This window comes from Roseisolibacter agri (assembly GCF_030159095.1).
In the GTDB taxonomy this organism is placed as follows: domain Bacteria; phylum Gemmatimonadota; class Gemmatimonadetes; order Gemmatimonadales; family Gemmatimonadaceae; genus Roseisolibacter; species Roseisolibacter agri.
In genome coordinates this window covers 235,598-261,184 of sequence record NZ_BRXS01000006.1, presented here as the reverse complement: position 1 = coordinate 261,184, position 25,587 = coordinate 235,598, and the positions used below count along the sequence as shown (strand labels likewise).

The following is a 25,587-nucleotide window of genomic DNA, read 5'->3' as shown; positions in this document are numbered from 1 at the left end:
TTGGGAGGCAACGAGAACCGCGCCTCGGAACCCGTCCGGGCGCGGAGCGGCTAGATTAGCGGCGCCGCCGGGCGCCGTCAACCAAACCGCGCGGCGTCTCCCTCTGCTCATTCCGTTCCGCACGCATGCGAGCCCCTCCGCAGATCCCCTGGCAGGTCACCGGCAACCACTGGCTGTCGCTTCCGTGCGTGCATCCGGCCGACGGGTCGCTGCACGCCGTGGGCGTGCTGCACCGGGGCTCGCGGGCGGCGGTGGAGTTCGCGGGCGACGCCGACTTCATGGCCGGCACGGGCGCGCCGCTCCTCAAGCCGACGCTGCGCGTGAACGGCGTGCTGCGCGAGCTGTCGGAGCAGGGCATCGCGTGGGAGCGCGCGGTGCAGTGGCTGCCGACGTTCACGTGCACGGTGGGCTCGCTCATCGTGCGCGGGACGATCTTCGCACCGCACGGCCGCGACACGGACCTCTCGGGCGCCGTCTACACGATCGCCGTCGAGAATCGCGGCCCCGAGACGGTGGACGTCGAGCTCGCGCTCGAGGGGACGCTGGGCCACCGGCAGCTGCGCGTGCGCTCGCCGCGCGCGTTCGACGACGCGCACCGCGCGAGCCGGGTGGGCGACCTCGTCGTCCTCGAAGGTGCCGCGCTCCCCGGCCTGGTCTCGTTCGCGCTCGGCGCCGACGGCGAGGCGGGCGTGGAGGTGACGGAGGGCACGCGTCCGACGTTCGCGGTGCGTCGCGCGCTGCGCGTCGAGCGCGGCATGACGCGGCAGGCGGCGTTCTACCTGGCGGCCGGTCCGGAGCGCGACGGCGCCGAGGCGACCGTGGCCGCGATGCGCCGCCGCGGTTGGCGCGAGCTGCTGACGTCCACGCGCGAGGCGCTGCGCGCCCTGGAGCAGGTGACGGGCAGCGAGGCGGTGGATCGCCTCATCAACCGCAACCTGCTGTTCGCCTACTTCTACGGCTGCGGGCGCGCGCTGGACGACGCGCACTTCTACCTGATGCGCACGCGCGCGCCCTGGCACGACCGCGGGCTCACGGTGCGCGACTGGGAGGCGCTGACCTGGACGCTGCCCGCGATCCAGCTCGCGGATCCCGGCCTCGCGCGCGAGCTGCTGATCCGCGCGTGCGAGCTGCACGGCTACGCGCCGGGGCAGGGCGTGCACTACATCGACGGCACGCTGTTCGAGCCGGGGTTCTCGCTGGAGGGCGCGGCCGCGTACGCGCTCGCGGTCGACCGCTACCTGCGCGACACCGGCGACGACCAGCTGGTCGAGGAGCCCGTGGTCGCGGATACGCTGTACCTCGCGCACGACGACATCGCCGCGCGGCAGGACGAGCGCATCCCGCTCTACAGCACCGAGGTGAGCGTGTCGGGCGCGCCGGTCGCGCACCCCTTCACGCTGCACGGGAACGCGGTCGTCGCACAGGCGCTCGACGTCTTCCGCCGCACGCTCGACGAGGACACCGCGAAGGAGGTGCAGGAGCCGGACGCCGTGCGCGCCGCGCTGCAGAAGCACTTCGCGGCGGAGTCGGAGGGTAAGCCGACGCTGGCGGCGGCGATCGACCTCAAGGGGAGCCGCGCGCTCGACGACGACCCGATCGGCACCGCGCTCTGGCTGCCGCTGTACGCCGCGGCCGACCGTGCGGACCAGACGTACAAGCGCACCGCGAAGCGGCTCGGCACCGTCCCGCGCGAGCTGGCGCAGCAGTGCGCCCGCCTCCTCGGTCCGGACGCGGCCCTCGTCCTGCAATGGCTGCGTCGCGCGCTGCTGGACGACGGCGTCGCGGCCGAGCTGGTGGACGAGAAGGGGCGCGCGGTCGCGAACGGCGGCGACGCGGCGCTCTCCGGGCTGCTGGCCTACATGGCCTGGTACGCTGTCCAGGTCCTCAACGTCGACGCGTGATTCACGCCTGACCCTCGCACTCGTAGACCGGATGACGACAGCGCGAACGCACGTCGCCGACGATCCGCGCACGGAGCACGTGCGCCGGCTGTTCGCCGAAGCGTTCGGCGGCGAGCCCGCGGTGATCGCCTCCGCGGCCGGGCGCGTGAACCTGATCGGCGAGCACACCGACTACAACGGCGGCGAGGTCCTGCCGATCGCCATCGACCGGCGGACGGTCGTCGCCGTACGGCCGAACCGCGGGCCCGAGTGGCGCGCGGTGAGCGCGAGCGAGACGACGCGCGGGCGCTTCGATCCGGCGCCCCGCGAGCGCGCCGGCGCGTGGTGGGACTATCTGGCCGGCGTGGTGTCGGAGCTGGCGGCGGCCGGCGTCACGCTGCCGACCTGCGACGTCGCGGTGTGGAGCGACGTTCCCGCGGGTGCGGGCCTCAGCTCCTCGGCCGCGCTGGAGGTCGCGTTCGCGCTCGCGGCGAGCGCGCTCGCCGGCGCGTCGCGCGAGATGGAGCCGCTGGCGCTGCTCGCGCAGCGCGCGGAGGTCGGCTTCGTCGGCGTGAACTCGGGCATCATGGACCAGTTCGCGTCCGCGCTGGGGCGCGTCGACCACGCGGTCCACGTGTGGTGCGACACCGCGCGGTGGGAGCGGCTGCCGATGTCGGAGTCGGTGCTGATCTTCGACACGGCGGTCCCGCGGTCGCTGCGCTCGTCGGCGTTCAACACGCGTCGCGCCGAGTGCGACGCCGCGCTGGCGGCGCTGCGCGCGCTGCAGCCCGAGCTTCCGCATCTCGCGGCGGCCACGCCCGCGCTGCTGGAGCGTGCGGCGCTCCCCGACCCGCTCGACCGGCGCGCGCGCCACGTCGTCGAGGAGACCGCGCGGGTGGGGCAGACCGTGGCGCTGCTGCGCGACGGCGGCGCGCTGCCCGGTGACCTGCTGAACGCGTCGCACGCGTCGCTGCGCGACCTGTACGAGTGCTCGTCCCCGGAGCTGGACTGGTTCGTCGAGCAGGCGCTCCGCGAGGACGGCGTGCGCGGCGCTCGGCTGACGGGCGCGGGATGGGGCGGTTGCGCGATCGCGGTCGGCGCGCACGACGCGCTCGAGGCGGCGGCCGCCCGACTGGTTCCGCGCTACGTGGCAGCGTTCGGGCTCACGCCGCGCGCGTGGATCTCGCGCGCGGCCGCCGGTGCGCGGGTGGATCTGGAGCCCACCGCGGGCTGACGTTGCGGCCCCGCTTGTCGCGTCCCGGACGCCCCGCTATACTCCAGCGCACGACGCGGGAATAGCTCAGTTGGTAGAGCACAACCTTGCCAAGGTTGGGGTCGCGGGTTCGAGTCCCGTTTCCCGCTCTCAGCACGACGCAACGCGGGGGCGGCCAGTGGCCGCCCCCGCGTTTTCGTGCATGCCGATCGCGGATGCAATCGGCGGATGAGTGTTCAGCCCTGCCTGGGTGGCGTAATCGGTAGCCGCGGCGAGCTTAAACCTCGCTGACCTTCGGTCGTCCGGGTTCGAGTCCCGGCCCAGGCACGTCCGGCATGGCGCCCGACGCCTGCCGTCGTCAGAACGGCAGGTCGTCGTCGTGCGCGCCCGCGCCCAGCGGCGAGGCGTCGAGCCCCATGGTGCCGGAGTCCGCGGCGATCGCGGCCGGCTGCTCCGCGCTCCGCGCCCGCTTGCGGCGGGCCGGCGTCGCCGGCGCCTCCTCGGCGGCCGGCGGCGGACCGTCCATCGGCTCCGACTCCGCGGCCGGCGAGGCCGCGCGCGGCGGCCACACCACGCCGTCGCAGCTGCGGTCGCGGCACTTGAAGTCGGGCGCCTTCGGATTGCGCTTGGTCAGCCGGTTGTCCCACATCCGGCCGCCGCACTTCGGGCAGGCCACCTGCTCGGGGTCGAGCGTCACCGCCACGGCGCTCGCCGGCATCGCGTCGAGCGACGCCTCCGCCGCCTTGTCGGCCGCACGGTCCGCGCGCACTGCCGACGCGGCCGCACGCACCGGGCGATCGGACGCCGGCTCCGCCACGCGCGTCACCGCACGCTCGGCCGTCCCGCGCCGTGCATGCCGGCGCGCGTAGGCCTCCTGCGGATCCTCGACGGGCTTCGCGAAGCGACCCTCGCCCTCGACCTGCACCCAGTTCGGGTCCATCGCGTACAGCTCGTGGCCGATGCCGAAGCGCACGGCCGCGCGCTTGAACGCATCCGTGGCCGCGGCCTTGTAATCGCGCCCGGTACCGACGTCCTCGCGGATCACGCCGAGGATCTGCAGGCGCGCCTTGAAGGACGCCTGCTGCACGACCTCGTCGTCCTCGCGCCCCGCCAGCGGCGGCAGGAGGTCGAGCGTGAGGTCCCACTCGCCGGGCACGACGGCGTCCAGCCGCTCGCGCACCGTGTTGGCGTCGACGTAGGCCACGAACCGGGCGATCCACCGCCCGTCGCGCTCCACCGCCCGCCCGTCCTGCCGCCACGAGATGGCGCCCGCCGGGAGCGGGGCCGCCAGTGCGGACCAGAGGTCCGTCTTGTCCATCTGCGCTTCGTGTCTCGCAATCATCGCTGCCTGTCCTGCTCTCGTCCGTCCGGTTGTCGTGTCGTGGTCGGCGCTGCGAGGGCGTCGCGTGAGCGACTCGAGGGCGCGCCGTCAGCGCCAGTCAGGCGCGCGCCCGCAGTGCGGCGTTCGTGTTGTTCGGGCGGGGGATCCGGAACTCGCGGTGCACGTCCGTCACCGCGGGACAGGTCCGCCCGTGGAAGCAGTACCACCCGTGCCGGTCGAGGAAGACCAGGTGCACCGTGGGCCGTCCGTCGAGCGACTCGTCCACGCGATAGAGCTGCTCCACCGACGTGTCCGGCCCGCAGCGCGCGAACGGGTCCAGCTCCCGGATCTTCACCAGCCGCTCGACCGGGACGACCGGACGTGCAGCCTTGCCCTTCTGCCCCGCCTTTCCTGCCTTCGTAGCGGTTGCGGCCTTGCCGGCGACGGCTCGCTTGGTCGGGCGGGCCGGCGTCGACAGTGTACGTGCGGTGCGCGCCGGCGTCCGTGTCGGCGCGACGCGGCTGGTGCTCGCGGCACGCACCGGACGCGACGGCTCGGGCCGCGCGCGCTTGGCCGCGACCACCGCCTGCTTCGTGGCACGGGTCGCGACCTTCGCGACCTTCGCGACCTTCGCGACCTTCGCGACCTTCGCCTTGCGCGCGGTCGCCTTCTTCACGGGCGCCGGAGAGGCGGCCTTCGCCGCCGCCTTCTTCGCCGCGCCCTTCTTCGCGGGCGCCGCCGCCGGCGCCTTCGCCTTCGCGGTGCTCGCCTTCGGGGTGCTTCCCTTCGGACTCGGCTGCTCCGCCGGCTTCGCCGCCGGTCGCTCTCCCTTCGCGGGCGCCGCCGTGGGGGCCTTGGCCGTCGCGGTCTTCGCCGGCCCCAGGGGAGCCCGAGGTGCAGCCTTCGTCGCCACCTTCGCGACGGGCACGACGACGGGCTTCGGGACCGGCTTCGGGACGGCCTTGCGCTGCGCCTTTGCGACGGGCGCCGGCTTCACGGTCGCCAGCGGAACCGCCGCGGGCGTCGAGGAAGCCTTCGCCGGGCGCTTCGCCGCCGCCTGTGGCGGGGCCGCCACCGCCGGCTTCGGCGCTGCCGGACGCGCCGCGCCGGACGTCCGCTGGGGGGCCCGCGACGGGGATTTCTGAGGGACTTTCACGCGGGCTCCTGACGTCGATTCGGTCGCCGCGCGGTCGTCGCGCGGTCCCGAAGAATAACCGAAACGTCGCGCGCAAGCAACACTTTTCGACCGGTCCCGCGTCTTCTCGGCGCCTCGCGCAAGTTATTGATACGCAACGGCATAGCTTTGGTTCCCTGGGCACGCTCCCGGGTTGGCGGCGGCGGCCGGGCCGGCTCCGGTCCGGCTCGCCACCCGCGACCGCGCCGGAACGCGGCGCGGCCGCGGGTGGCGCGTCTCGTGCACCCTGCAGGCCGGCTCACCACCACCGACACGAGGAGACGCACATGGATCGCGGACAGGACTTCCTGAAGAGCCAGATCAACAACGCCGTGATGCAGCACCGGACCTTCCTCAAGAACCTCGAGGACCACGAGGGCCAGGCGGAGGACCCGCGCTTCCGCGACCTCTGCAGCCGCTTCATCCCGCAGGTGCGCGAGCACCAGCGCATGCTCGAGCAGTACCAGATGTCCATCGGCGCCGAGGCGGGCGCCGGGAAGAAGGCGCTCGGCGCGGCGCTGGGCTTCGCGCGCGACCTGGCCGATGCGGCACGCGAGAGCGACTTCCTCCGCCTCGTCGGCGACATCGTCACGTCGCGGCAGTCCGAGGACACGTTCAAGACGTTCCGCGAGGCCGGCCGCGTGCTCGGCGACGCGCAGCTCGCGCAGATCGGCGAGATGGGGGAGCGCCACCACGACGAGTACGCGAAGGAGGCGAACCGCCTCGTGCAGCAGATGTTCGTCGAGCACGTGCGCGGGACCGATCCGACGATGTCGGCGTCGCAGCTGGGCGACGCGACGACGCCGCGCACGACGCTCTGACCGATCGCGGAGACCACGCCGTGTGCCCGACGCCGCGTGGCGACGGGTACACGGCTCCGCTAGCTTTGCGCGCATGACCGACGTCGTCGCGCTCGCCGCCGAACTGCTCGCCATCCAGTCGCCCACCGCGGGCGAGGGACCCGCCGTCGACTTCGTCTCCCGCTGGCTCGTGCGCCGCGGCTGGAACGTCACCGTGCAGGAGGTCTCGCCCGGCCGCGGGAACGTGTGGGCGTCGCGCGCCGGTGGCGGCGTCACGCTCTCCACGCACCTCGACACGGTGCCGCCGTACTACCCGCCGCGCCTCGAGGGCAGCCGGCTGTACGGCCGCGGCGCCTGCGACGCGAAGGGGATCGCCGCGGCGATGCTCGTCGCCGCGGATCGCCTCGCGCAGGCGGGCGAGGAGCGCGTCGACCTGCTGTTCGTCGTCGGGGAGGAGAAGGGCTCCGACGGGGCGCGCGCGGCCAACTCGCTCCCCGCGACCAGCCGCTTCCTCGTCAACGGCGAGCCCACCGAGAGCCGCCTCGCGACGGGGGCGAAGGGCTCGCTGCGCGTCATCGTCCGCACGCGCGGCCGCGAAGCCCACTCGGCCTACGCCCACCTCGGCCGCTCGGCGATCGAGCCGCTCCTCGCGCTGCTGCCGACGCTGCGTGACCTGCCGCTGCCGAGCGATCCCGTGCTCGGCGACACGACGTACAACATCGGCGTGATCCGCGGCGGCACCGAGGCCAACATCGTCCCCGCGCACGCCGAGGCGGAGGTGATGTTCCGGCTCGTCGGCGACGTCGAGCCGCTGAAGGCGCAGCTGCAGACGTGGGCCGACGGCCACGCGGAGCTCGAGTGGGGCTCGCACATCCCCGCGCAGCGCTTCCACACGATCGACGGCTTCGAGGTCGCGCCGGTCGCGTACACGTCCGACATCCCGCTGCTCTCGCGCTGGGGCACGCCGCTGCTCTTCGGCGCGGGCTCCATCCAGGTCGCGCACACGCCGGACGAGTACGTCCACGTGGACGAGCTGCGCGCGAGCGTCGACGCCTACGAGCGCATCGTGCGCGCGCTGCTCGCCGACCGGTGACCACCATGCCTCACGACTCCGTCGCGCCCACGCCGCCCGCGCATACGCCCGCTCCCGCCTCGCTGCGCGGCAAGCGCATCCCGGTCGCGATCCTCGGCGCGACGGGCGCGGTGGGGCAGACCTTCGTGCGGCTGCTGGAAGGCCATCCCTGGTTCGAGGTGACGGAGCTCGCCGCGTCCGAGCGCTCCGCTGGCCGGCCGTACCACGAGGCCGCACGCTGGATCGAGGGGCAGATGCCGGCGCGCCTGCGCGAGGTGCAGGTGCTGCCGTGCGATCCGGCCGCCGTACGCGCGCCCATCGTCTTCTCGGCGCTCGACTCGTCGGCGGCGGGGGACGTGGAGCCGGCGTTCGCGGCCGCGGGCCGTCTCGTGTTCAGCAACGCGAAGAACTACCGGATGGCGGCGGACGTGCCGCTGCTCATCCCCGAGGTGAACTGGTCGCACGTCGCGCTGCTCGAGAAGCAGCGCATGCTGCGCGGCTGGAGCGGCGCACTCATCACGAACGCGAACTGCTCGGTGACGGTCGCGGCGATGGCGCTGGCGCCGCTGCACCAGGCGTTCGGGATCGAGCGCGTCTTCGCGGCGACGATGCAGGCCGTGTCGGGCGCCGGCTATCCCGGCGTGCCCTCGCTCGACATCCTCGGGAACGCGATCCCGTACATCGCCGACGAGGAGCCCAAGATCGAGGAGGAGATGCGCAAGCTCCTCGGCACGTACGGGGACGGCGCGGTGACGCACACGCCGCTGCGCGTGAGCGCGCACGCCAACCGCGTCGCGGTGGAGCACGGCCACACGGTCTGCCTCTCGGTCGGCTTCGCGCGTCGCGTGTCGCCGGCCGACGTGAGCGAGGCGCTGCGCGCGTGGCGCGGGCCCGACGGGATCGTCGGCTTCCTGGAGGCGTGTCCCAGCGCGCCCGCGCGCCCGATCGTCGTCACCGACGCGCCGGACCGGCCGCAGCCGCGCCGCGACGTGAACGCGGGGCGCGGCATGAGCGTCGTCGTGGGCCGCGTGCGCGAGGACGCGCTGCTGGACGTCAAGCTCGTCGCGATGGGGCACAACACCATCCGCGGCGCGGCGGGCGGCTCGATCCTGAACGCGGAGCTGTGCGTGATGGGCGCGCCGCCGGTGCCCGCTGGGCTGCTGGCCGAGATCACCGGCGCCGCCGCGGCGCGGGCGTCGTGATCGTCGTCAAATTCGGCGGCACGTCGGTCGGCGACGCGGCGGCCATCGATCGCGCGGCGGCGATCGTGCGCGGTCGCATGCCCGGCCGGCCGCTGGTGGTGGTGTCCGCGATGTCGGGCGCGACGAACGCGCTGATCGCGATCTCGGAGCAGGCGTCCAAGGGGCATCTCGTCGGCGCGGTGCGCAGCGTCGAGGTGCTGCGCGAGAAGCACCTGCAGGCGCTCGCCGACCTGGTGCCCGACGAGACGGTGGTGCGCGAGGTGGGCGCGGAGCTGAGCGCGAGCTTCGACGACCTCGCGCGGCTGGCCGAGGCGTTGAGCGTGCTCGGCTACCTCACGGCGCGCAGCCAGGACGCGATCGCCGCGCAGGGCGAGCTGCTCTCGTCGCAGCTGGTGGTGGCCGCGTTCCGCGCGCGCGACATCCCGGCCGAGTTCGTGGACGCGCGGCAGGTGATGATCACCAACGATCGGTACGGCCGCGCCGAGCCGCAGGTCGACGCGATCGCGGAGCGGGCGCGCGAGCGCTTCCTGCCGATCCTGCGCGAGGGGCGCATCCCGGTGACGGGCGGCTTCATCGGCGCGACGTCGGAGGGCGTGACCACGACGCTCGGGCGCGGCGGCTCGGACTACAGCGCGTCGCTGTTCGGCGCGGCGCTGCAGGCCGACGCGATCGAGATCTGGACCGACGTGGACGGGATGCTCACGGCCGATCCGCGCGTGGTGCCCGACGCGAAGCTCATCGAGCGCATCCGCTTCGACGAGGCGAGCGAGCTGGCGTCGTTCGGGGCGAAGGTGCTGCACCCGAGCACGATCACGCCGGCGGTGCGCCGCGGGATACCGGTCTACGTCTACAACTCGCGACGTCCGGAAGGGGCGGGCACGCTGATCACGTCGGACGCGCCGCGCCGTCCCGTGAGCGCCATCGCCGCCAAGCCCTCGACGACGGTGGTGAAGCTGCGCTCCGCGCGCATGCTGCTGGCGCCGGGCTTCCTGCGCACGGTGTTCGACATATTCGAGCGGCACCGCACGTCGATCGACGTCATCGCGACGTCGGAGGTCTCGATCTCGGTGACGCTCGACGACGCGGAGAACCTCGAGGCGCTGCTCGTCGACCTGCGCGCGCTCGGCGACGTGTCGGTCGATCGCGGCCGCGGCATCGTGAGCGTGGTGGGCGCGGGCCTCACCGACGGCTCGAACGCGATGGCGCGCGCCTTCGCCGCGCTGGGGGACGCGCGCGTGCACATGGCGTCGGTGAGCGCGACGGGGATCAACCTCACGCTGGTGCTCGACGCCGACCAGGTCACGCCGGCGATGCAGCGGCTGCACGACGCATTCTTTGGAGGCGCGCCCGGGGGCGCCGCGGGTTCCGCCTCATGACTGCGCCGGCCGGCGACGTCCCGCGCGTCGCGCTCATCGGCATGGGCCGCATGGGCCGCACCATCGCCGCGCTCGCGGCGGAACGCGGCATCCCGGTCGTCGCGACGCTCGACCACGAGCACGCGGTGACCGCGGAGTCGCTCGCGGGCGCCGACGTCGCCATCGAGTTCACGGAGCCGGGGGCCGCCGTGGGCAACGCGCGCGCCTGCCTCGCGGCAGGCGTTCCCGTCGTCGTCGGCACCACGGGCTGGCTGGACGCGCTGCCGCGGCTCACGGACGACGTGCACGCGGCGGGCGGGCGGCTCCTCTGGGCGGCGAACTTCTCCGTCGGTGTGAACGCGATGCTGGCGGTGGCCGCCGCGGCGGCGCGGGTCCTGCGCGACGCGGGGTTCGACGCGCACCTCGTCGAGACGCACCACACCGCCAAGAAGGACGCGCCGTCGGGCACGGCGCTGGCGATCGCGCGGGCGGTGCGGGCAGGCGGCGGCGACGAGGTGCCGATCACCGCGGTGCGCGTCGGTCACGTGCCGGGTACGCACGCGCTCGTGTTCGACGCGCCGTTCGAGCAGGTGACGTTGACGCACGAGGCGCGCGACCGGCGCGTGTTCGCGGAAGGCGCGCTCGTCGCGGCGCGGTGGCTCGCGGCGGGGCGCACGCCGGGCGTCTACACCATGCAGGACGTGCTCGCGTCCGGACGCGAGGGCGCGGAGGCGCGCACATGAGCGAGAGCGGACGTCACGCGGGCGAACGGACCGCGGCGCTGCGCGGGTGCGGCACCGCACTCGTGACGCCGTTCACCACGGACGGCGCGGTGGACGAGCCGGCGCTGCGCGCCCTCGTGCGCTGGCAGCTCGCGGAGGGCATCGACTTCCTCGTGCCGTGCGGCTCCACCGGCGAGGCCGCGACGATGACGCTCGAGGAGCAGCAGCGCGTCGTCGCGATCGTGGTCGAGGAGGTCGCGGGCCGGGTCGCGGTCGTCGCGGGCGCGGGCTCCAACGACACGCAGCGCGCCATCGCGCAGTCGCGCGCGATGCGCCAGGCCGGCGCCACGCACCTGCTGCACGTCTCGCCCGCGTACAGCAAGCCGCCGCAGCGCGGCATCGAGGCGCACTTCCGCGCCGTCGCCGACGCGGTGGAGCTGCCGATCGTGCTGTACAACGTCCCCGGACGCACGGGCAGCAACATGGAGGCGGCCACCACGCTGCGGCTGGCGGAGGTGGCGAACGTCGTGGCCGTGAAGGAGGCGTCGGGCAGCCTGCCCCAGGTGCAGGAGATCCTGCGCGAGCGTCCGCGCGGCTTCGCCGTGCTCTCGGGCGACGACGCGCTCACGCTGCCCATGATCGCCGCCGGCGGCGAGGGCGTCATCTCCGTCGTGTCGAACGCGACGCCGCGGCTCATGGCGCAGCTGTGCGCGCAGGCGCTCGCGGGCGACCTCGCCGCCGCGCGCGCGACGCAGGACCGGCTGCTGCCGTGGATGCAGGCGGCGTTCGTCGAGTCCAACCCGATCCCCGTGAAGGCGGCGCTGGCGATGATGGGGCGCTGCGAGAACGCGCTCCGCCTGCCGCTCGTGCCGCTGCTCGACGCGCATCACGAGGTCGTCGCCGCCGCGCTGCGCGCCGCCGGCGCGCTGCCCGACTCGCACTCCCCGGAGACCGTCGCGTGACCGTGAACCTGCAGGAGCTGGAGCACCGCATCCTCGAGGCGGCGGAGACGCCGGCCGGCAGCGCGCTCCCCAACTACGCCGCCACGACCGTCGAGCAGCTGCTGACGGCGCTGGAGCGCGGCGACGTGCGCGCCGCGTCCCGTGGCGACGACGGGCGGTGGCGTGCGGTGCCCTGGGTGAAGCGCGGCATCCTGCTCGCCTTCCGCGCGGGCCGCATGGTGGACATGTCGGTCGGCGGCAACGGCGGCCACTCGCCGTTCCAGTTCTTCGACAAGCACACGGTGCCGCCGCGCACGATGCGGCTGGAGTCGCAGGTGCGCGTCGTGCCCGGCGGCTCGACGATCCGGCGCGGCACCTACCTCGCGCCCGGTGTGGTCTGCATGCCGCCGATGTACGTGAACGTCGGCGCGTGGATCGGCGCGGGCACGATGGTCGACTCGCACGCGCTGGTCGGCTCCTGCGCGCAGATCGGCGAGCGCGTGCACCTCAGCGCCGCGGCGCAGATCGGTGGCGTGCTGGAGCCGGTGAACGCGTCGCCGGTCGTGATCGAGGACGACGTCGTCGTCGGCGGCAACAGCGGCGTCTACGAGGGGACGATCGTGCGCCGCCGCGCGGTGCTCGCCGCGGGCGTGGTGCTCACACGCGGCACGCCGGTCTTCGACCTGGTGCGCGAGACGGTCTACCGCGCGACCCCCGAGCAGGCCCTCGAGATCCCGGAGGGGGCGGTCGTCGTGCCGGGCGCGCGGCAGGTGAAGGGCGCGTGGGCGGGCGAGCAGGGGCTCGCGCTCCAGACGCCCGTGATCGTGAAGTACCGCGACGAGAAGACCGATCTCGCCACCGCGCTGGAGGAGTGGCTGCGGTGAGGGTCGCCGGCTCGGTCCGCGTTCCCGGCGACAAGTCGATCTCGCATCGCGCGCTGCTGCTCGCCGCGCTGGGCGACGGGCGGTCGCGCGTCACCCGCATCCTTGACTCGGCCGACGTGCGCTCGACCGCGGGCGTGCTGCGGGCGATGGGCGTCGCGGTGCCCGCGCTCGGCCCGGACGTCGTGGTCGAGGGGCGCGGCGTGCGCGGGCTGACGGCGCCGTCGTCGGACCTGGACTGCGGCAACAGCGGGACGACGACGCGGCTGACCGCGGGCATCGTCGCGGCGCAGCCGTTCGCCGCGCGCTTCGTCGGCGACGCGTCGCTCAGCCGCCGGCCGATGGCCCGCGTCGCGCGGCCGCTGGAGGCCATGGGCGCGCGCGTGACCTACGACGGCGACGCGGGCCGCCTGCCGATGACCGTGCACGGCGGTGCGCTGCAGGACCTCGACTGGACGAGCGAGACGTCGAGCGCGCAGGTGAAGAGCGCGATCGTCCTCGCCGGCGTCGCGGCCGGCGTCGAGGTCACCGTCCGCGAGCCGCACCGCTCGCGCGACCACACCGAGCGCATGCTCGCCGCGCGCGGCGTGGACGTCTGGGTGCACGACCGCGCGGTCCACGTGCCGGCCGGCGCGCGCGTCGCGGCGCTCGACACCGCGGTCCCCGGCGATCCATCCTCGGCGGCGTTCTTCGCCGCACTGGGTGCGCTCGCGAGCGAGGGCGAGCTGCGGCTGCCCGACGTCTGTCTCAATCCGACACGCACGGGCTTCTTCTTCGCGCTCGCGCGCATGGGCGCGCGCCTGACCGTCGACGACGAGCGGCAGGAGGGCGGGGAGGACGTCGGGACCGTCGTGGTCGAGGGCGGGCGCGCGCTGCGCGGCACGACCGTCGAGGGCGAGGAGGTGCCGTCGATGATCGACGAGCTGCCGCTGCTCGCCTGCGTCGCCGCGTGCGCCGAGGGGGAGACCATCGTGCGCGGCGCGTCGGAGCTGCGCGTGAAGGAGAGCGACCGCATCACGGCCGTCGTCACGGCGCTGCGCGCGGTCGGCGCGGAGGCGGAGGAGCTGCCGGACGGCTTCGTGGTGTACGGCCGCGGACCGCGCGCGTTCGCCGGGAACGTGGTCACGCATGCCGACCACCGGCTCGCCATGGCCTTCGGCGTGCTGGGAGCGCTGCCGGGCAGCGACGTCGCCGTCGATGATCCGGCCTGCGTGGACGTGTCGTTCCCCGGCTTCTGGCGCGCGCTCGCCGGCGCCATCGCCTGATCCTCGCCACTCCCATCGTGCCGCACTCGCCCGCCGTCCCGTCCGACACGCCGCTGGTGGTGGTCGCCATCGATGGCCCCGCCGCCAGCGGCAAGTCCTCCACCGCCCACTGGGTGGCGGAGCGGCTCGGCTACCGGCACGTGGACTCGGGCGCGCTCTACCGGGCGCTGACGCTGCTGGCGACCCAGGAGGCCGGGGCGGTGGAGGGGTGGACCGAGGCCGTGCTGCTGGCGCTCGCGGCGCGCGTGCGGCTGGCGCCCATTCCGGGCGGCTTCGAGCCGCTGATCGACGAGCGGCCCGCCGGCGACGGGATCCGCGGCGCCGAGGTGACGCGCTGCGTCTCGAAGGTCGCGCAGATGCCGGGCGTGCGGGACTGGGTGAACGCCCGCGTCCGCACGGCGGCCGAGGGGAACGCCGTGGTCGTGGACGGCCGCGACATCGGGACCGTCGTCTTTCCCGCGGCGCCGCTCAAGATCTTCCTCGTCGCCGATCCGTGGGAGCGCGCGCGGCGGCGCCTGGTGCAGCGGCTCAACCGCCGCCCCACCGACGACGAGATCGCCGAGGAGACCGAGCGCCTCGTGCAGCGGGACGCCAAGGACGCGACGCAGACCGTCCAGGCCAAGGACGCGATCCTGCTCGATACCACCTACCTGACGCAGGCGGAGCAGGTCGACCGTATCGTGGCGCTGGCCCGCGCGCTGGAGCGCGGGTGGGCGCCGGACGGCGCGGACGAGGCCGGGGCCGCAGGCGGCTGAGCGCGGCCGAGGGCCGGTGGCGCGGGGCCGCGGCGATTCGTTCACGAAGCGCGCAAATTGGCCTGCCACCGCGACTTGCTGGATGAGCCGCGTTGACGCGGTCGGGCCGGGCCACTAGGTTGCACGGTTCGCGCGCGATTGCCGGCGGACCGTCCTGCGGTTCCGACCGATTCTACGCGCCTCACCTCTCTGACTCGCCGCGGCGAGCCTAAAGATCCGCGATTTGGAGACCCGCTCCAGTATGGCCGAGCTCGAAACCACCCTCACCGACGCGGCGTCCAACGCCGCCCCTGCCCCCGCCCTCACCCAGCGTGAGAAGCGGGACCTGCAGAAGAACCAGCTGCGTCCGCTCGCGAACCGTCGGCCCGAGCTCTACGACGAGGATGAGTACTCGTCGGACGAGTACGAGCAGATGCTGGACATGTACAACGGCACCCTCGCCTCGATCGAGGAAGGGGAGATCGTCAAGTCCAAGGTTCTCGAGATCCGCGAGAACATGGTCGTCCTCGACATCGGCTTCAAGTCGGAGGGCACCATCCCGCTCGAGGAGTTCAAGGACATGCCCGACCTCAAGCCGGGCGACGAGGTCGAGGTCCTGCTCGAGCACCTCGAGGACGCCGAGGGCTCGGTCGTGCTCTCGAAGAAGAAGGCGGACTTCATGCGCGTGTGGGAGCGCATCCGTCTGGCCTACGAGAACGATCAGCCGGTGACCGGCACGCTGGTCAAGAAGATCAAGGGTGGCGTGGTCGTCGACCTGATGGGCGTCGACGCGTTCCTCCCCGGCTCCCAGATCGCGCTGCGTCGCGTCCCGAACATCGACGAGCTGCTCGGGCAGACGTACGACTTCAAGATCATCAAGCTCAACAAGCGCCGCCGCAACATCGTCGTCTCCCGCCGAGTGATCCTCGAGCAGGAGCGCGCGGGCAAGCGCGAGAAGCTGATGAAGGAGCTGGAGAAGGATCAGGTCCGGAAGGGCGTCGTGAAGAACATCACGGACTTCGGCGCCTTCATCGACCTGGGCGGCGTGGACGGCCTCCTGCACATCACCGACATGTCGTGGGGGCGCATCTCGCACCCCAGCGAGATGGTGCAGATCGGCCAGGAGCTCGAGATCAAGGTCCTCGACATCGACTGGGATCGCGAGCGCATCTCGCTCGGCCTGAAGCAGCTGCAGGCCTACCCGTGGAAGGACGTGGCGGCCAAGTACCCGGTCGGCACGCGCGTCCAGGGCAAGGTCGTCTCGATCACGAACTACGGCGCCTTCATCGAGCTCGAGCCGGGCATCGAGGGCCTCGTGCACATCAGCGAGATGAGCTGGACGCGCAACGTCCGGCACCCGTCGAAGCTGGTGTCGATCGGCGAGACGATCGAGGCGGTGGTGCTGAAGGTCGATCCGGACGAGGAGAAGATCTCGCTCGGCATGAAGCAGACGGAGACGGATCCGTGGACGGTGCTGCCGCTGAAGTACCCGGTGGGCACCCGCATCACGGGCAAGGTCCGCAACCTCACGAGCTTCGGCGCCTTCGTCGAGATCGAGCCGGGCATCGACGGCCTCATTCACATCTCCGACATGAGCTGGACCAAGCGCGTCCAGCATCCGTCGGAGGTCGTGAAGAAGGGTGACACGGTCGACGTGGTGATCCTCAACATCGACAGCGACAACAAGCGCATCTCGCTCGGCCTCAAGCAGGCCGAGGAGGATCCGTGGCTCCGCATCGGGGAGAACTTCCCGGTCGGCATGGAGGTGCGCGGGCACGTCGTCCGTCTGATGGACAAGGGCGTCGTCGTCGAGATCGGCAACGACATCGAGGGCTTCGTCCCGCTCTCGCAGCTCAACATCACGGGCAAGATCGTGTCGAACCCGGCCGACGTGGCGTTCGAGGGGATGAACCTCGACCTGCGCGTCCTCGAGGTGGATCCGATCCACCGCCGGATCGTGCTGGCCGTGACGAACATCCCGGAGGAGCAGCCGCCCCGTCCGGAGGAGCCGCCCACGGTGCACTCGAGCGAGGGGGAGAACCTCTGAGGTTCCCGCGGTCGCGAGACTGACCCTGCATGACGCGAAGGCCCCGGTCCCCTGGACCGGGGCCTTCGTCGTGCAGGCCATAGGGCGGAGGGTGGAACGCCCCGCGCGCCGTGCGTAGCTTGCCCCGCCTATGACCATGCGAGACAAACTCGACCTGCTCGGGCGCCGCCGCGCGCAGTCCGAGCTCGGGGGCGGAGCGGCGCGCCTCAAGGCGCAGCACGACAAGGGCAAGCTCTCGGCGCGCGAGCGCCTCGACGTCCTGCTGGACGAGGGCAGCTTCGTGGAGCTCGACCGCTTCGTCGCGGCGCGCACCTCCGAGAACGGCGACGAGCCGATCTACGGCGACGGCGTCGTCACCGGGTACGGGCGCATCGAGGGGCGACTCGTCTACGTCTTCTCGCAGGACTTCACGGTCTACGGCGGCTCGCTGGCCGAGGCGCATGCGCAGAAGATCTGCAAGGTCATGGACCTCGCGGTGCGCAACGGCGCGCCCGTGATCGGCCTGAACGACTCGGGCGGCGCGCGCATCCAGGAAGGCGTCGTCTCGCTCGGCGGCTACGCGGACATCTTCCTCCGCAACACGCTCGCCTCGGGCGTCGTGCCGCAGATCAGCGCCATCCTGGGGCCGTGCGCGGGCGGCGCGGTGTACTCGCCCGCCATCACGGACTTCATCTACATGGTCCGCGGCACGTCGTACATGTTCGTCACCGGCCCGAACGTCGTGAAGACGGTGACGCACGAGGACGTGACGATGGAGCAGCTGGGCGGCGCCGACACGCACGCCGGCACGTCGGGCGTCGCGCACTTCGTGCACGACAGCGAGCTCGCGTCGCTGGCCGCGATCCGCGAGCTGTTCCGGTACGTGCCGAGCAACAACATGGCGGACCCGCCGCGTGGGCGCGGCACCGATCCGCGCGAGCGCCGCGACGAGGCGCTGCTGGACGTCGTGCCGGACCACCCGAACAAGCCGTACGACATCCACGACGTCATCCGCCGCGTGATCGACGACGGCGACTTCTACGAGGTGCAGCCGGCCTACGCGCCGAACATCGTGTGCGGCTTCGCGCATCTGGGAGGCTTCAGCGTCGGCATCGTCGCCAACCAGCCGGCGGTGCTCGCGGGCGTGCTCGACATCGCGGCCTCGCTCAAGGCGGCGCGCTTCATCCGCTTCTGCGACGCGTTCAACATCCCCCTCGTGACCTTCGAGGACGTGCCCGGCTTCCTGCCGGGCGTCTCGCAGGAGCACGGCGGCATCATCAAGCACGGGGCGAAGCTGCTGTACGCGTACTGCGAGGCGACCGTGCCGAAGCTGACGGTCATCACGCGCAAGGCGTACGGCGGCGCGTACGACGTCATGAGCTCGAAGCACATCCGCGGCGACTTCAACGTCGCGTGGCCGACGGCGGAGATCGCGGTGATGGGCCCGAAGGGCGCGGTCGAGATCATCTACCGCAAGGAGATCGCGGCCAGCGACGACCCGGCCGCCGCGATGGACGAGAAGGTCGCCGAGTACACCGAGCGCTTCGCGAACCCGTACGTGGCGGCGGCGCGCGGCTACGTGGACGACGTGATCGACCCGCGCGACACGCGCCCGCGGCTGATCGACGCGCTGGAGACGCTGCAGGGCAAGCGCGATCGCAATCCGCCCAAGAAGCACGGCAACCTGCCGCTCTGAGTCCCGCGACCATGTTCAACAAGGTGCTGGTCGCCAATCGCGGCGAGATCGCGCTGCGCGTCATCCGCGCGTGCCAGGAGCTGGGCGTGCGCACCGTGGCGGTGTACAGCGACGCCGACGCGCGCGCGCCGCACGTGCGCGAGGCCGACGAGGCCGTGCACGTCGGCCCGCCGCCGTCGGCGCAGAGCTACCTGCTGGGCGACCGCCTGATCGAGGCCGCGCGCCGCACGGGCGCGGAGGCGATCCATCCCGGCTACGGCTTCCTCTCCGAGCGCGAGTGGTTCGCGCGCGCGGTGCGCGACGCGGGGCTCGTCTTCGTCGGCCCGCCGGCGGAGGCGATCGAGGCGATGGGGAGCAAGACCGCGGCGCGCCAGCTCGCGATCCGCGCCGGCACGCCCGTCGTCCCCGGCACGACCGAGCCGCTGCGCGACGCGGACGAGGCGGCGCAGATCGCGGCGTCCTTCGGCTACCCGGTGCTGCTGAAGGCGGCGGCCGGTGGGGGCGGGAAGGGGATGCGCGTCGTGCGCAGCCCCGACGAGGTGGCGGGCGCGCTCGCCGCCGCGCAACGCGAGGCGAAGAACAGCTTCGGCGACGACGCGGTCTACGTCGAGAAGTACATCGAGGGCCCGCGCCACGTCGAGATCCAGGTGCTCGGCGACCAGCACGGCAACATGCTGCACCTGGGCGAGCGCGAATGCTCGGTGCAGCGCCGCCACCAGAAGATGATCGAGGAGGCGCCGAGCGTCGCGGTGACGCCGGAGCTGCGCGCGCGCATGGGCGCGGCGGCCGTCGCGGCGGCGCGTGCGGCCAGCTACGTGAACGCGGGCACCTGCGAGTTCCTGCTCGACCGCGACGGGAACTTCTACTTCCTGGAGATGAACACGCGCATCCAGGTCGAGCATCCGGTCACCGAGCTGGTGATGGGCGTCGACCTGGTGCAGTGGCAGCTGCGCGTCGCCGCGGGCGAGCGTCTGCCGTTCGCGCAGGAGGACCTGGTGCCGCGCGGCTGGGCGATCGAGTGCCGCATCACGTCGGAGGATCCGGCGAACGGCTTCCTGCCGAGCACGGGCCGGATCCAGTACCTGCACCTGCCCAGCGGGCCGGGCGTGCGCTGGGACGGCGGCATCGAGACGGGCAGCGAGGTCGGGCTGTTCTACGACCCGATGCTGGCGAAGCTCATCGTGCACGCGCGGACGCGCGAGCTGGCGATCGCGCGCATGCACCGCGCGCTGCTGGAGCTGACGGTCGAGGGCGTGGAGACGTCGCGCGACTTCCACCTGCGCGTGATGGAGCACGACGACTTCCGGCGCGGCGACATCTCGATCCAGTGGCTGGAGCAGAACCTGGCCGAGATCGTCGGCGCGCCGGCGAGCGCGGAGGAGCGGCGCATCGCGGCGATCGCCGCGGCGCTGGTCGCGGACCGCGACCGCGCGGGCCGTCGTCCGGCGGTGACGAGCGCGGCACCGGCGCCCGCCGCATCGAACGGCGCTCCCGCGGCATCGGCCGACGCGTGGCGTCAGGCCGCGCGAGTCGAAGGCCTGCGCCCGCGATGAGGGAGCGGTGAGGCCGCGACGTCCGGGCGACCGCCGCACCGGGCGCCCCGTGCGGCGCCGCGACGGCGACGTCGCGCGCGCACCCGTCATGGAGACGGAGCTGACCATCGACTCCATCGCGGCGGGCGGCGACGGCGTGGGGCGCGCGGAGGGCATGGTCGCCTTCGTCCCGCGCACCGCGCCGGGCGACGTCGTGCGGGCGCGACTGCAGTCGGCCGGCCGCTTCGCGCGCGGGGTGCTCGACGCGGTCGTGAGCCCATCGCCCGTGCGCGTCGCCCCACCGTGCCCGCACTACGAGCGCGATCGCTGCGGCGGGTGCCAGCTGCAGCACCTCGCACTGGAGGCGCAGCACGAGGCCAAGCGCCGCATCATCGAGGACTCGCTGTCGCGCATCGCGCGGCGCGAGGTCGCGGTGCCGCCCGTCGTCGCGAGCCCGCGCGAGTGGCGCTACCGGCGCAAGCTGACGCTCGCGATGCGCCGCCGCGGAAGTGCCTGGATCGCCGGGCTGCGCGAGTTCGACGATCCGGATGCGGTCTTCGCGCTGCAGGACTGCCCGATCACCGACGAGCGCGTGGTCGCTGCATGGCGCGCGATCATCGACGCCGCCGAGCTGCTGCCGCGCGACGCGCGCGAGCTGCGCGGCGCCGTGCGCCTGCTCGACGACGCGTCGGTCGCCTTCACCCTGGAGGGCGGGGAGCGCTGGCCGACGGCGGAGCGGTTCTTCGACGCGGTCCCCGCGATCGCCGCGCTCTGGTGGCAGCCCGCGGGCGCGACGCGCCGCCGCCTGATGCTGGACCGCCGCTCGGACGCCGCGCCCGGCGCGTCGTTCGTGCAGGTGAACCCGCAGGTCGGCGCGCTGCTCGCCGACGCCGTGGTCGCCGCCGCGCAGTCGCACGCGCCGCGCACCGTCGTGGACGCGTACGCGGGCGCGGGTGATGTCGCGCTGCGGCTCGCCGAGGCAGGTGCGCGTGTCGTCGCCATCGAGCTCGATGCCGAGGCCTCGGCCTACTCCGCGTCGCGGCTGCCCGCGGGATCGCGCGCGGTCGCCGCGCGCGTGGAGGACGCGCTCCCCGAGGCGCTGCCGGCCGAGCTGGTGATCGTGAACCCGCCGCGCGCGGGGCTCGACGCGCAGGTCACGGCCACGCTCGAGGCCGCGCTGCAGGGCGCGGGGCCGGCGCCGCGCGCGCTCCTCTACGTCAGCTGCAACCCCGCGACGCTCGCGCGCGACCTCGCGCGCATGCCGTCGTGGGCCGTCCGCCGAGTCCAGCCCTTCGACATGTTCCCGCAGACCGCGCACGTCGAGACGCTCGTCGAGCTCGTCCCCGCCTCCCCGCCTCCGGAGCCATCCGCATGAAGTACGTGGTCGACATCGACGGCGAGCGCGTCGCCGTGGAGCTCTCGGGCGACGAGGTGCGCGTCGGCGACGAGGTGCTGCACGCCCATCTCGTCGACGTCGAGGGGACGCCGGTGAGCCTCCTGACCATCGGCGACCGCGTCTACCGGCTGGTCGCCCGCCGCGGGGACGCGCGGGGACGCTACGCGATCTCGCTCGACGGCCGCCGCTTCGACGTCGAGGCGCTGGACGAGCGCACGCGGACGATCCGCGACCTCTCGGCCGCCTCCGCGGCCGCCGCCGGCCCCGCGCCGCTCGTGGCGCCGATGCCGGGGCTCGTGGTCCGGGTCGCGGTGCAGGTGGGCGACCAGGTGGCGGCGGGGCAGGGCCTCGTGGTCATGGAGGCGATGAAGATGGAGAACGAGCTGCGCGCCCCGGCCGGCGGCACGGTGGCGGCCATCCACGCGGTGCCCGGCACGGCGGTCGAGAAGGGCGCGCTGCTGGTGGAGCTGGCCTGACGGCCCTCGCCGGGCGCGGCCGGGCGCAGGGCCCTTTGGCGTTGGTTGACTTGGACTTACGGCCCCGATAGGTTGCGGGACTGCACGAAAACGCCCGCCGTCCGAACCGGTGGGGGCCGAGACCCGGGTTGCATGACGCACCGGTGAGGCGCGCACGTTCGATCTATTGGGGTAGGATGCGTTCCACGTACACCGCGACGCCCGCGGACATCGAGCCGCGCTGGTACGTCGTCGACGCCGAGGGCATGGTCCTCGGCCGGCTCGCCTCGGAGGTCGCCAAGATCCTCCGCGGCAAGCACAAGCCGATCTTCACGCCGCACATGGACACCGGCGATCACGTCATCGTGATCAACGCCAGCAAGGTGCGCGTGACCGGCCGCAAGGCGGAGCAGAAGCAGTACTTCCGCCACACCGGCTACATGGGCCACGAGCGCTTCACGCCGTTCGCCACGATGATCGCGAAGCACCCCGAGCGCGTCATCGAGAAGGCCGTGTTCGGCATGCTGCCGAAGACGACGCTCGCGCGGACGCAGATCCGCCGCAAGCTGCGCGTCTTCCCCGGCACCGAGCACCCGCACGCGGCGCAGCAGCCGACCGCGCTGACCTTCAACGGCGAGGCGAAGTAACCCATGGCCGACGCGAACCTGCACGCCATCGGCCGCCGCAAGGAAGCGGTCTGCCGCGTGTACCTGAAGCCCGGCTCGGGCAAGTGGGAGATCAACGGCCGCGCGCTGGGGGACTACTTCCCGCGCCCGACGCTCGTCTCCTCGATCCAGCTGCCGCTCTCGGCGACGGACAACCTGGGCAAGTGGGACGTGATGGCGAACCTGAACGGTGGCGGCGTCACCGGCCAGGCCGGCGCGCTGCGCCTCGCCATCGCCCGCGCGCTCGTCAAGCAGGACGAGGCGCACAAGCCGAAGCTCCGTGAGCTCGGCCTGCTCACGCGCGACGCCCGCGCGGTCGAGCGCAAGAAGCCGGGCCGTCCGAAGGCCCGCAAGCGCTTCCAGTTCTCGAAGCGCTGACCGACTGCTGCGTGCTGCGTGCTGCGTGGATTCCTCACGCAGCACGCAGCCATCTCACACGCCGTTCGAGCGCTCGTCTGGTGCCGGGTCCACGACCTGGTCGGCGGGCGCGACGACGACGGCGGACGATACCAACCTCCCAGCACCCACCACGATGTCGCAGCAGCAGATGCTCGAGCAGCTCCTGGCCGCCGGTGTCCACTTCGGGCACCAGACGCGCCGCTGGAACCCCAAGATGCGCCGGTTCATCTTCGCCGAGCGCAACGGGATCCACATCATCGACCTGCAGAAGACCCTGCGTCAGCTCGAGCTCGCGCAGAAGCTGGTGCGCGAGGTCGTCGCGCGCGGCGAGCAGGTCCTCTTCGTGTGCACCAAGCGCCAGCTGGCGTCGATCGTGAAGGCCGAGGCGGAGCGCGCCGGCGCCTTCCACATCACCGAGCGCTGGCTCGGCGGCCTGCTGACGAACTTCTCGACCGTCAAGAAGCAGATCAAGAAGCTCAAGGAGCTCGAGGCGGGCTCCGAGGCGGGCGGCGAGTTCGAGAACTACACGAAGAAGGAGCAGCTCATGATGTCCCGTGAGCGCGACAAGCTCTCGAAGAACCTCTCGGGCATCAAGAACATGGGCCGCCTGCCGGGCCTGATGTTCGTGGTCGACTCCAAGAAGGAGCACATCGCCGTCGACGAGGCGCGCAAGCTCGGCATCCCGGTCGTCGCGATCGTCGACACGAACGCGGACCCGGACCTCATCACCGTCCCGATCGCCGGCAACGACGACGCGATCCGCTCGGTGGAGCTGATCGCCAAGGCGATCGCCGACACGGTCGCCGAGGCGCGCCAGGCGGCGCCCCAGCGCCAGGAGGAGGACGAGCAGGAGGCGACGGTCTACTCGTCCGAGCGCGGCAGCGAGCGCGCCGAGGGTGGCCGTGGCGGCGAGGGTGACCGCAAGCGCCGTCCGCGACGCCGCCGCGCGCGTCCCGAGGCGATCGCCGCGCTCCGCAAGCCGGGCGCCGAGGGTGAGGCCGGTGCCGAGGGCGCCGAGGGCGCCGACGCCGGCGACGAGGGCGCGGACGACGCCGCCGAGTGAGGCCGGGCCGGGGCGCGGGCATCCGCGCCCCGACTCAGGTCGGGCGGTAGTCTCGCCCTGCGGACCGCTGTAAACTAGGATGCGCCGCCGGCCCCGCGCCGGCGGCGTTCTCACGCCAGAGACGACCCACGATGACTGCTACGTTCACCGCGAAGGACGTCCAGGAGCTGCGCCAGCGGACCGGCGCCGGCATGATGGACTGCAAGAAGGCCCTGGAGGAGAACCAGGGGAACATGGAGGCCGCCGTCGACTACCTTCGCAAGAAGGGCATCGCGAAGGCCGAGAAGCGCGCCGGCCGCACGGCCAGCGAGGGCGCGGTGATGATCGAGATCGCCCCGGACGCGACGTCGGGCGTGATGGTCGAGGTCAACAGCGAGACCGACTTCGTCTCGCGCAACGCCGACTTCCAGGCGCTCGCGCGCTCGGTCGCGCAGCACGCGCTGGCGACGCCGGGCGCCGGCGACGCCGCCACGCTGCTCGCCGCGCCCGTCGCGTCGAAGGGCGGCAAGGCGCTCGACGACGTGATGAAGGAGTCGGCCGCGGTCATGGGCGAGGCGCTCGGCGTCCGCCGCGCGGTGCGCTACGACGCGGCCAACGGCGTCGTCGGCTCGTACGTGCACTTCAACGGCAAGATCGGCGTGCTGGTCGAGGTCGAGGCCGCGAACGGCGACAAGGGCGAGGAGCTCGTCAACCTCGCGAAGACGCTGGCGGAGCACGTGGCCGCCGCGGCGCCGCTCGGCGTCGACAAGGACACCGTGCCGGCCGACGTCGTGGAGCGCGAGCGCGCCATCTTCGTGGACCAGGTGCGCCAGAGCGGCAAGCCCGAGAACATGATCGACAAGATCGTGACGGGTAAGGTCGAGGCGTACTACAAGGACGTCGCGCTGCTGCACCAGATGTGGGTGCGCGAGCCCAAGACGTCGATCGCCTCGGTCGTCGCCGACGCGGCGAAGAAGGTGGGCGGCCCGATCACCGTGAAGCGCTTCGCGCGCTTCCAGCTCGGGCAGGAGTGAGCGAGGCCTCGACCCTCGTGGAAGGCGGGCAGCGCAGCGACACGCTGCGCTACCCCCGCGTCCTCCTCAAGCTGTCCGGGGAGGCGCTCGCGGGCGATCGCGGCTTCGGCTTCGACTTCGACCGCCTGACCTTCTTCGCCCAGCAGGTCGAGGACGTGGTCGCGACGGGGGCCGAGGTGGGCCTCGTCATCGGCGGCGGCAACATCGTGCGCGGGGCACAGCTGTCGCGCATGGGGATGGACCGCGTCGGCGCCGACTACATGGGAATGCTCGGCACGGTCATCAACGCGCTCGCCCTGCAGGACGTGCTCGAGAAGCGCGGCATGGACACGCGCGTGATGACGGCGATCCGCATGGAGGAGCTGGCGGAGCCGTACATCCGGCGCCGGGCCGTGCGGCACCTCGAGACTCGGCGCGTCGTGATCTTCGCGGCGGGCACCGGCAACCCGTACTTCTCGACCGATACGGCGGCCGTGCTGCGCGCGATCCAGATCAAGGCCGACGTGATCATCAAGGCGACCAGCGTCGACGGCGTGTACTCGGCCGACCCGAAGCAGGACCCCAACGCGCGCTTCTACGAGACGATCAGCTACCGCGACGTCATGCTCGAGGAGCTGCGCGTGATGGACCAGACGGCGATCACGCTGTGCAAGGAGAACCGCCTGCCGCTGATCGTCCTGAACATCAACGAGACCGGGGCCGTCCTCCGCGCCGTGCGCGGCGAGAAGGTGGGCACCCTGGTCAGCTGACCATCGGGCCGGCGCGAGGCACGCGCGCCGGCC

At 73.0% G+C, this 25,587-nt stretch carries 24 protein-coding genes and 2 tRNA genes; 24 read left to right on the top strand and 2 right to left on the bottom strand.

The window, feature by feature from the left end:
- The first annotated feature begins 125 nt into the window (after window positions 1–125).
- The 4 genes from rosag_RS19535 (at window position 126) to rosag_RS19520 (ending at window position 3,420) form a co-directional block, all read left to right on the top strand.
- Complete coding sequence (locus rosag_RS19535) at window positions 126–1,901, top strand: glucosidase family protein (protein WP_284351850.1); 1,776 nt, start codon at window positions 126–128, stop codon at window positions 1,899–1,901.
- Window positions 1,902–1,932: 31 nt separating this feature from the next.
- The gene (galK, locus tag rosag_RS19530) at window positions 1,933–3,114 is read left to right on the top strand and encodes a galactokinase (protein ID WP_284351849.1); all 1,182 of its coding nucleotides are present in this window, start codon (window positions 1,933–1,935) and stop codon (window positions 3,112–3,114) included.
- Window positions 3,115–3,169: 55 nt separating this feature from the next.
- Window positions 3,170–3,242, top strand: a tRNA-Gly gene (locus tag rosag_RS19525).
- Window positions 3,243–3,337: 95 nt separating this feature from the next.
- Window positions 3,338–3,420: transfer RNA gene (locus tag rosag_RS19520), tRNA-Leu, on the top strand.
- A gap of 31 nt (window positions 3,421–3,451) precedes the next feature.
- Here the strand turns inward: rosag_RS19520 and rosag_RS19515 are convergent.
- Together rosag_RS19515 and rosag_RS19510 are read right to left on the bottom strand one after the other, a co-directional pair.
- Entirely contained in the window at window positions 3,452–4,435 is a 984-nt protein-coding gene (locus rosag_RS19515; protein ID WP_284351848.1) for a Rad52/Rad22 family DNA repair protein, read from the bottom strand.
- A gap of 97 nt (window positions 4,436–4,532) precedes the next feature.
- Complete coding sequence (locus rosag_RS19510) at window positions 4,533–5,090, bottom strand: hypothetical protein (protein ID WP_284351847.1); 558 nt, start codon at window positions 5,088–5,090, stop codon at window positions 4,533–4,535.
- Here rosag_RS19510 and rosag_RS19505 point away from each other — a divergent pair.
- The 20 genes from rosag_RS19505 to pyrH all read left to right on the top strand — a co-directional run bounded on the left by rosag_RS19505 (window position 5,068) and on the right by pyrH (window position 25,554).
- Window positions 5,068–5,559: a hypothetical protein gene (locus rosag_RS19505; protein WP_284351846.1), complete on the top strand. Its 492-nt coding sequence runs from the start codon at window positions 5,068–5,070 to the stop codon at window positions 5,557–5,559. The two genes, rosag_RS19510 and rosag_RS19505, sit on opposite strands and share 23 nt — an antisense overlap.
- 316 nt (window positions 5,560–5,875) lie before the next feature.
- Window positions 5,876–6,409: a hypothetical protein gene (locus rosag_RS19500; protein ID WP_284351845.1), complete on the top strand. Its 534-nt coding sequence runs from the start codon at window positions 5,876–5,878 to the stop codon at window positions 6,407–6,409.
- A gap of 73 nt (window positions 6,410–6,482) precedes the next feature.
- Complete coding sequence (locus tag rosag_RS19495; RefSeq protein ID WP_284351844.1) at window positions 6,483–7,481, top strand: M20/M25/M40 family metallo-hydrolase; 999 nt, start codon at window positions 6,483–6,485, stop codon at window positions 7,479–7,481.
- A gap of 5 nt (window positions 7,482–7,486) precedes the next feature.
- Window positions 7,487–8,662 carry an aspartate-semialdehyde dehydrogenase gene (gene asd, locus rosag_RS19490; protein ID WP_284351843.1) on the top strand — a complete coding sequence of 392 codons (1,176 nt, stop codon included), beginning with the start codon at window positions 7,487–7,489 and terminating at the stop codon, window positions 8,660–8,662.
- Window positions 8,659–10,038 (top strand): lysine-sensitive aspartokinase 3, encoded by a 1,380-nt coding sequence (lysC, locus tag rosag_RS19485; RefSeq protein WP_284351842.1) that lies wholly within the window; start codon window positions 8,659–8,661, stop codon window positions 10,036–10,038. Before asd ends, lysC begins: the two co-directional genes overlap by 4 nt.
- Window positions 10,035–10,760, top strand: coding sequence for a 4-hydroxy-tetrahydrodipicolinate reductase (locus rosag_RS19480; protein WP_284351841.1), 726 nt, complete (start codon window positions 10,035–10,037; stop codon window positions 10,758–10,760). Before lysC ends, rosag_RS19480 begins: the two co-directional genes overlap by 4 nt.
- The gene (gene dapA, locus rosag_RS19475) at window positions 10,757–11,701 is read left to right on the top strand and encodes a 4-hydroxy-tetrahydrodipicolinate synthase (protein WP_284351840.1); all 945 of its coding nucleotides are present in this window, start codon (window positions 10,757–10,759) and stop codon (window positions 11,699–11,701) included. Before rosag_RS19480 ends, dapA begins: the two co-directional genes overlap by 4 nt.
- Window positions 11,702–11,703: 2 nt before the next feature.
- Window positions 11,704–12,564, top strand: coding sequence for a 2,3,4,5-tetrahydropyridine-2,6-dicarboxylate N-succinyltransferase (locus rosag_RS19470; RefSeq protein WP_425607526.1), 861 nt, complete (start codon window positions 11,704–11,706; stop codon window positions 12,562–12,564).
- Window positions 12,561–13,826: a 3-phosphoshikimate 1-carboxyvinyltransferase gene (aroA, locus tag rosag_RS19465; protein ID WP_284351838.1), complete on the top strand. Its 1,266-nt coding sequence runs from the start codon at window positions 12,561–12,563 to the stop codon at window positions 13,824–13,826. The genes rosag_RS19470 and aroA overlap by 4 nt, the downstream gene beginning before the upstream one ends.
- A gap of 17 nt (window positions 13,827–13,843) precedes the next feature.
- On the top strand, window positions 13,844–14,581 hold the full coding sequence (cmk, locus tag rosag_RS19460) for a (d)CMP kinase (RefSeq protein ID WP_284351837.1): 738 nt from the start codon (window positions 13,844–13,846) through the stop codon (window positions 14,579–14,581).
- Window positions 14,582–14,822: 241 nt separating this feature from the next.
- A complete protein-coding gene (locus rosag_RS19455) occupies window positions 14,823–16,607 on the top strand; it encodes a 30S ribosomal protein S1 (protein WP_284351836.1) in 1,785 nt (594 codons plus the stop codon).
- 136 nt (window positions 16,608–16,743) lie between these two features.
- Window positions 16,744–18,282 (top strand): acyl-CoA carboxylase subunit beta, encoded by a 1,539-nt coding sequence (locus tag rosag_RS19450; protein ID WP_284351835.1) that lies wholly within the window; start codon window positions 16,744–16,746, stop codon window positions 18,280–18,282.
- Between the two features lie 11 nt (window positions 18,283–18,293).
- Entirely contained in the window at window positions 18,294–19,835 is a 1,542-nt protein-coding gene (accC, locus tag rosag_RS19445; protein WP_284351834.1) for an acetyl-CoA carboxylase biotin carboxylase subunit, read from the top strand.
- A 7-nt stretch (window positions 19,836–19,842) separates the two neighbouring features.
- Window positions 19,843–21,189 (top strand): class I SAM-dependent RNA methyltransferase, encoded by a 1,347-nt coding sequence (locus rosag_RS19440; protein ID WP_284351833.1) that lies wholly within the window; start codon window positions 19,843–19,845, stop codon window positions 21,187–21,189.
- On the top strand, window positions 21,186–21,686 hold the full coding sequence (locus rosag_RS19435; RefSeq protein ID WP_284351832.1) for an acyl-CoA carboxylase biotin carboxyl carrier protein subunit: 501 nt from the start codon (window positions 21,186–21,188) through the stop codon (window positions 21,684–21,686). The genes rosag_RS19440 and rosag_RS19435 overlap by 4 nt, the downstream gene beginning before the upstream one ends.
- A gap of 176 nt (window positions 21,687–21,862) precedes the next feature.
- Window positions 21,863–22,312 (top strand): 50S ribosomal protein L13, encoded by a 450-nt coding sequence (gene rplM / locus rosag_RS19430; RefSeq protein WP_284351831.1) that lies wholly within the window; start codon window positions 21,863–21,865, stop codon window positions 22,310–22,312.
- A 3-nt stretch (window positions 22,313–22,315) separates the two neighbouring features.
- The gene (rpsI, locus tag rosag_RS19425) at window positions 22,316–22,708 is read left to right on the top strand and encodes a 30S ribosomal protein S9 (RefSeq protein WP_284351830.1); all 393 of its coding nucleotides are present in this window, start codon (window positions 22,316–22,318) and stop codon (window positions 22,706–22,708) included.
- A 154-nt stretch (window positions 22,709–22,862) separates the two neighbouring features.
- Complete coding sequence (gene rpsB / locus rosag_RS19420; RefSeq protein WP_345784859.1) at window positions 22,863–23,792, top strand: 30S ribosomal protein S2; 930 nt, start codon at window positions 22,863–22,865, stop codon at window positions 23,790–23,792.
- Window positions 23,793–23,923: 131 nt separating this feature from the next.
- Window positions 23,924–24,805 (top strand): translation elongation factor Ts, encoded by an 882-nt coding sequence (gene tsf / locus rosag_RS19415; RefSeq protein WP_284351829.1) that lies wholly within the window; start codon window positions 23,924–23,926, stop codon window positions 24,803–24,805.
- Window positions 24,802–25,554: a UMP kinase gene (gene pyrH / locus rosag_RS19410; RefSeq protein WP_284351828.1), complete on the top strand. Its 753-nt coding sequence runs from the start codon at window positions 24,802–24,804 to the stop codon at window positions 25,552–25,554. Before tsf ends, pyrH begins: the two co-directional genes overlap by 4 nt.
- Window positions 25,555–25,587: the final 33 nt, after the last annotated feature.

Bases quoted from the DNA above. Each gene is read 5' to 3' on its own strand.
- rosag_RS19455 (WP_284351836.1), top strand. From the start codon at position 14,823: ATGGCCGAGCTCGAAACCACCCTCACCGACGCGGCGTCCAACGCCGCC.
- rosag_RS19450 (WP_284351835.1), top strand. From the start codon at position 16,744: ATGCGAGACAAACTCGACCTGCTCGGGCGCCGCCGCGCGCAGTCCGAG.
- tsf (WP_284351829.1), top strand. From the start codon at position 23,924: ATGACTGCTACGTTCACCGCGAAGGACGTCCAGGAGCTGCGCCAGCGG.
- accC (WP_284351834.1), top strand. From the start codon at position 18,294: ATGTTCAACAAGGTGCTGGTCGCCAATCGCGGCGAGATCGCGCTGCGC.
- rosag_RS19495 (WP_284351844.1), top strand. From the start codon at position 6,483: ATGACCGACGTCGTCGCGCTCGCCGCCGAACTGCTCGCCATCCAGTCG.
- galK (WP_284351849.1), top strand. From the start codon at position 1,933: ATGACGACAGCGCGAACGCACGTCGCCGACGATCCGCGCACGGAGCAC.
- rpsI (WP_284351830.1), top strand. From the start codon at position 22,316: ATGGCCGACGCGAACCTGCACGCCATCGGCCGCCGCAAGGAAGCGGTC.
- rplM (WP_284351831.1), top strand. From the start codon at position 21,863: ATGCGTTCCACGTACACCGCGACGCCCGCGGACATCGAGCCGCGCTGG.
- rpsB (WP_345784859.1), top strand. From the start codon at position 22,863: ATGTCGCAGCAGCAGATGCTCGAGCAGCTCCTGGCCGCCGGTGTCCAC.
- rosag_RS19480 (WP_284351841.1), top strand. From the start codon at position 10,035: ATGACTGCGCCGGCCGGCGACGTCCCGCGCGTCGCGCTCATCGGCATG.
- asd (WP_284351843.1), top strand. From the start codon at position 7,487: ATGCCTCACGACTCCGTCGCGCCCACGCCGCCCGCGCATACGCCCGCT.
- rosag_RS19515 (WP_284351848.1), bottom strand. From the start codon at position 4,435: ATGATTGCGAGACACGAAGCGCAGATGGACAAGACGGACCTCTGGTCC.
- rosag_RS19535 (WP_284351850.1), top strand. From the start codon at position 126: ATGCGAGCCCCTCCGCAGATCCCCTGGCAGGTCACCGGCAACCACTGG.
- rosag_RS19500 (WP_284351845.1), top strand. From the start codon at position 5,876: ATGGATCGCGGACAGGACTTCCTGAAGAGCCAGATCAACAACGCCGTG.
- rosag_RS19435 (WP_284351832.1), top strand. From the start codon at position 21,186: ATGAAGTACGTGGTCGACATCGACGGCGAGCGCGTCGCCGTGGAGCTC.
- dapA (WP_284351840.1), top strand. From the start codon at position 10,757: ATGAGCGAGAGCGGACGTCACGCGGGCGAACGGACCGCGGCGCTGCGC.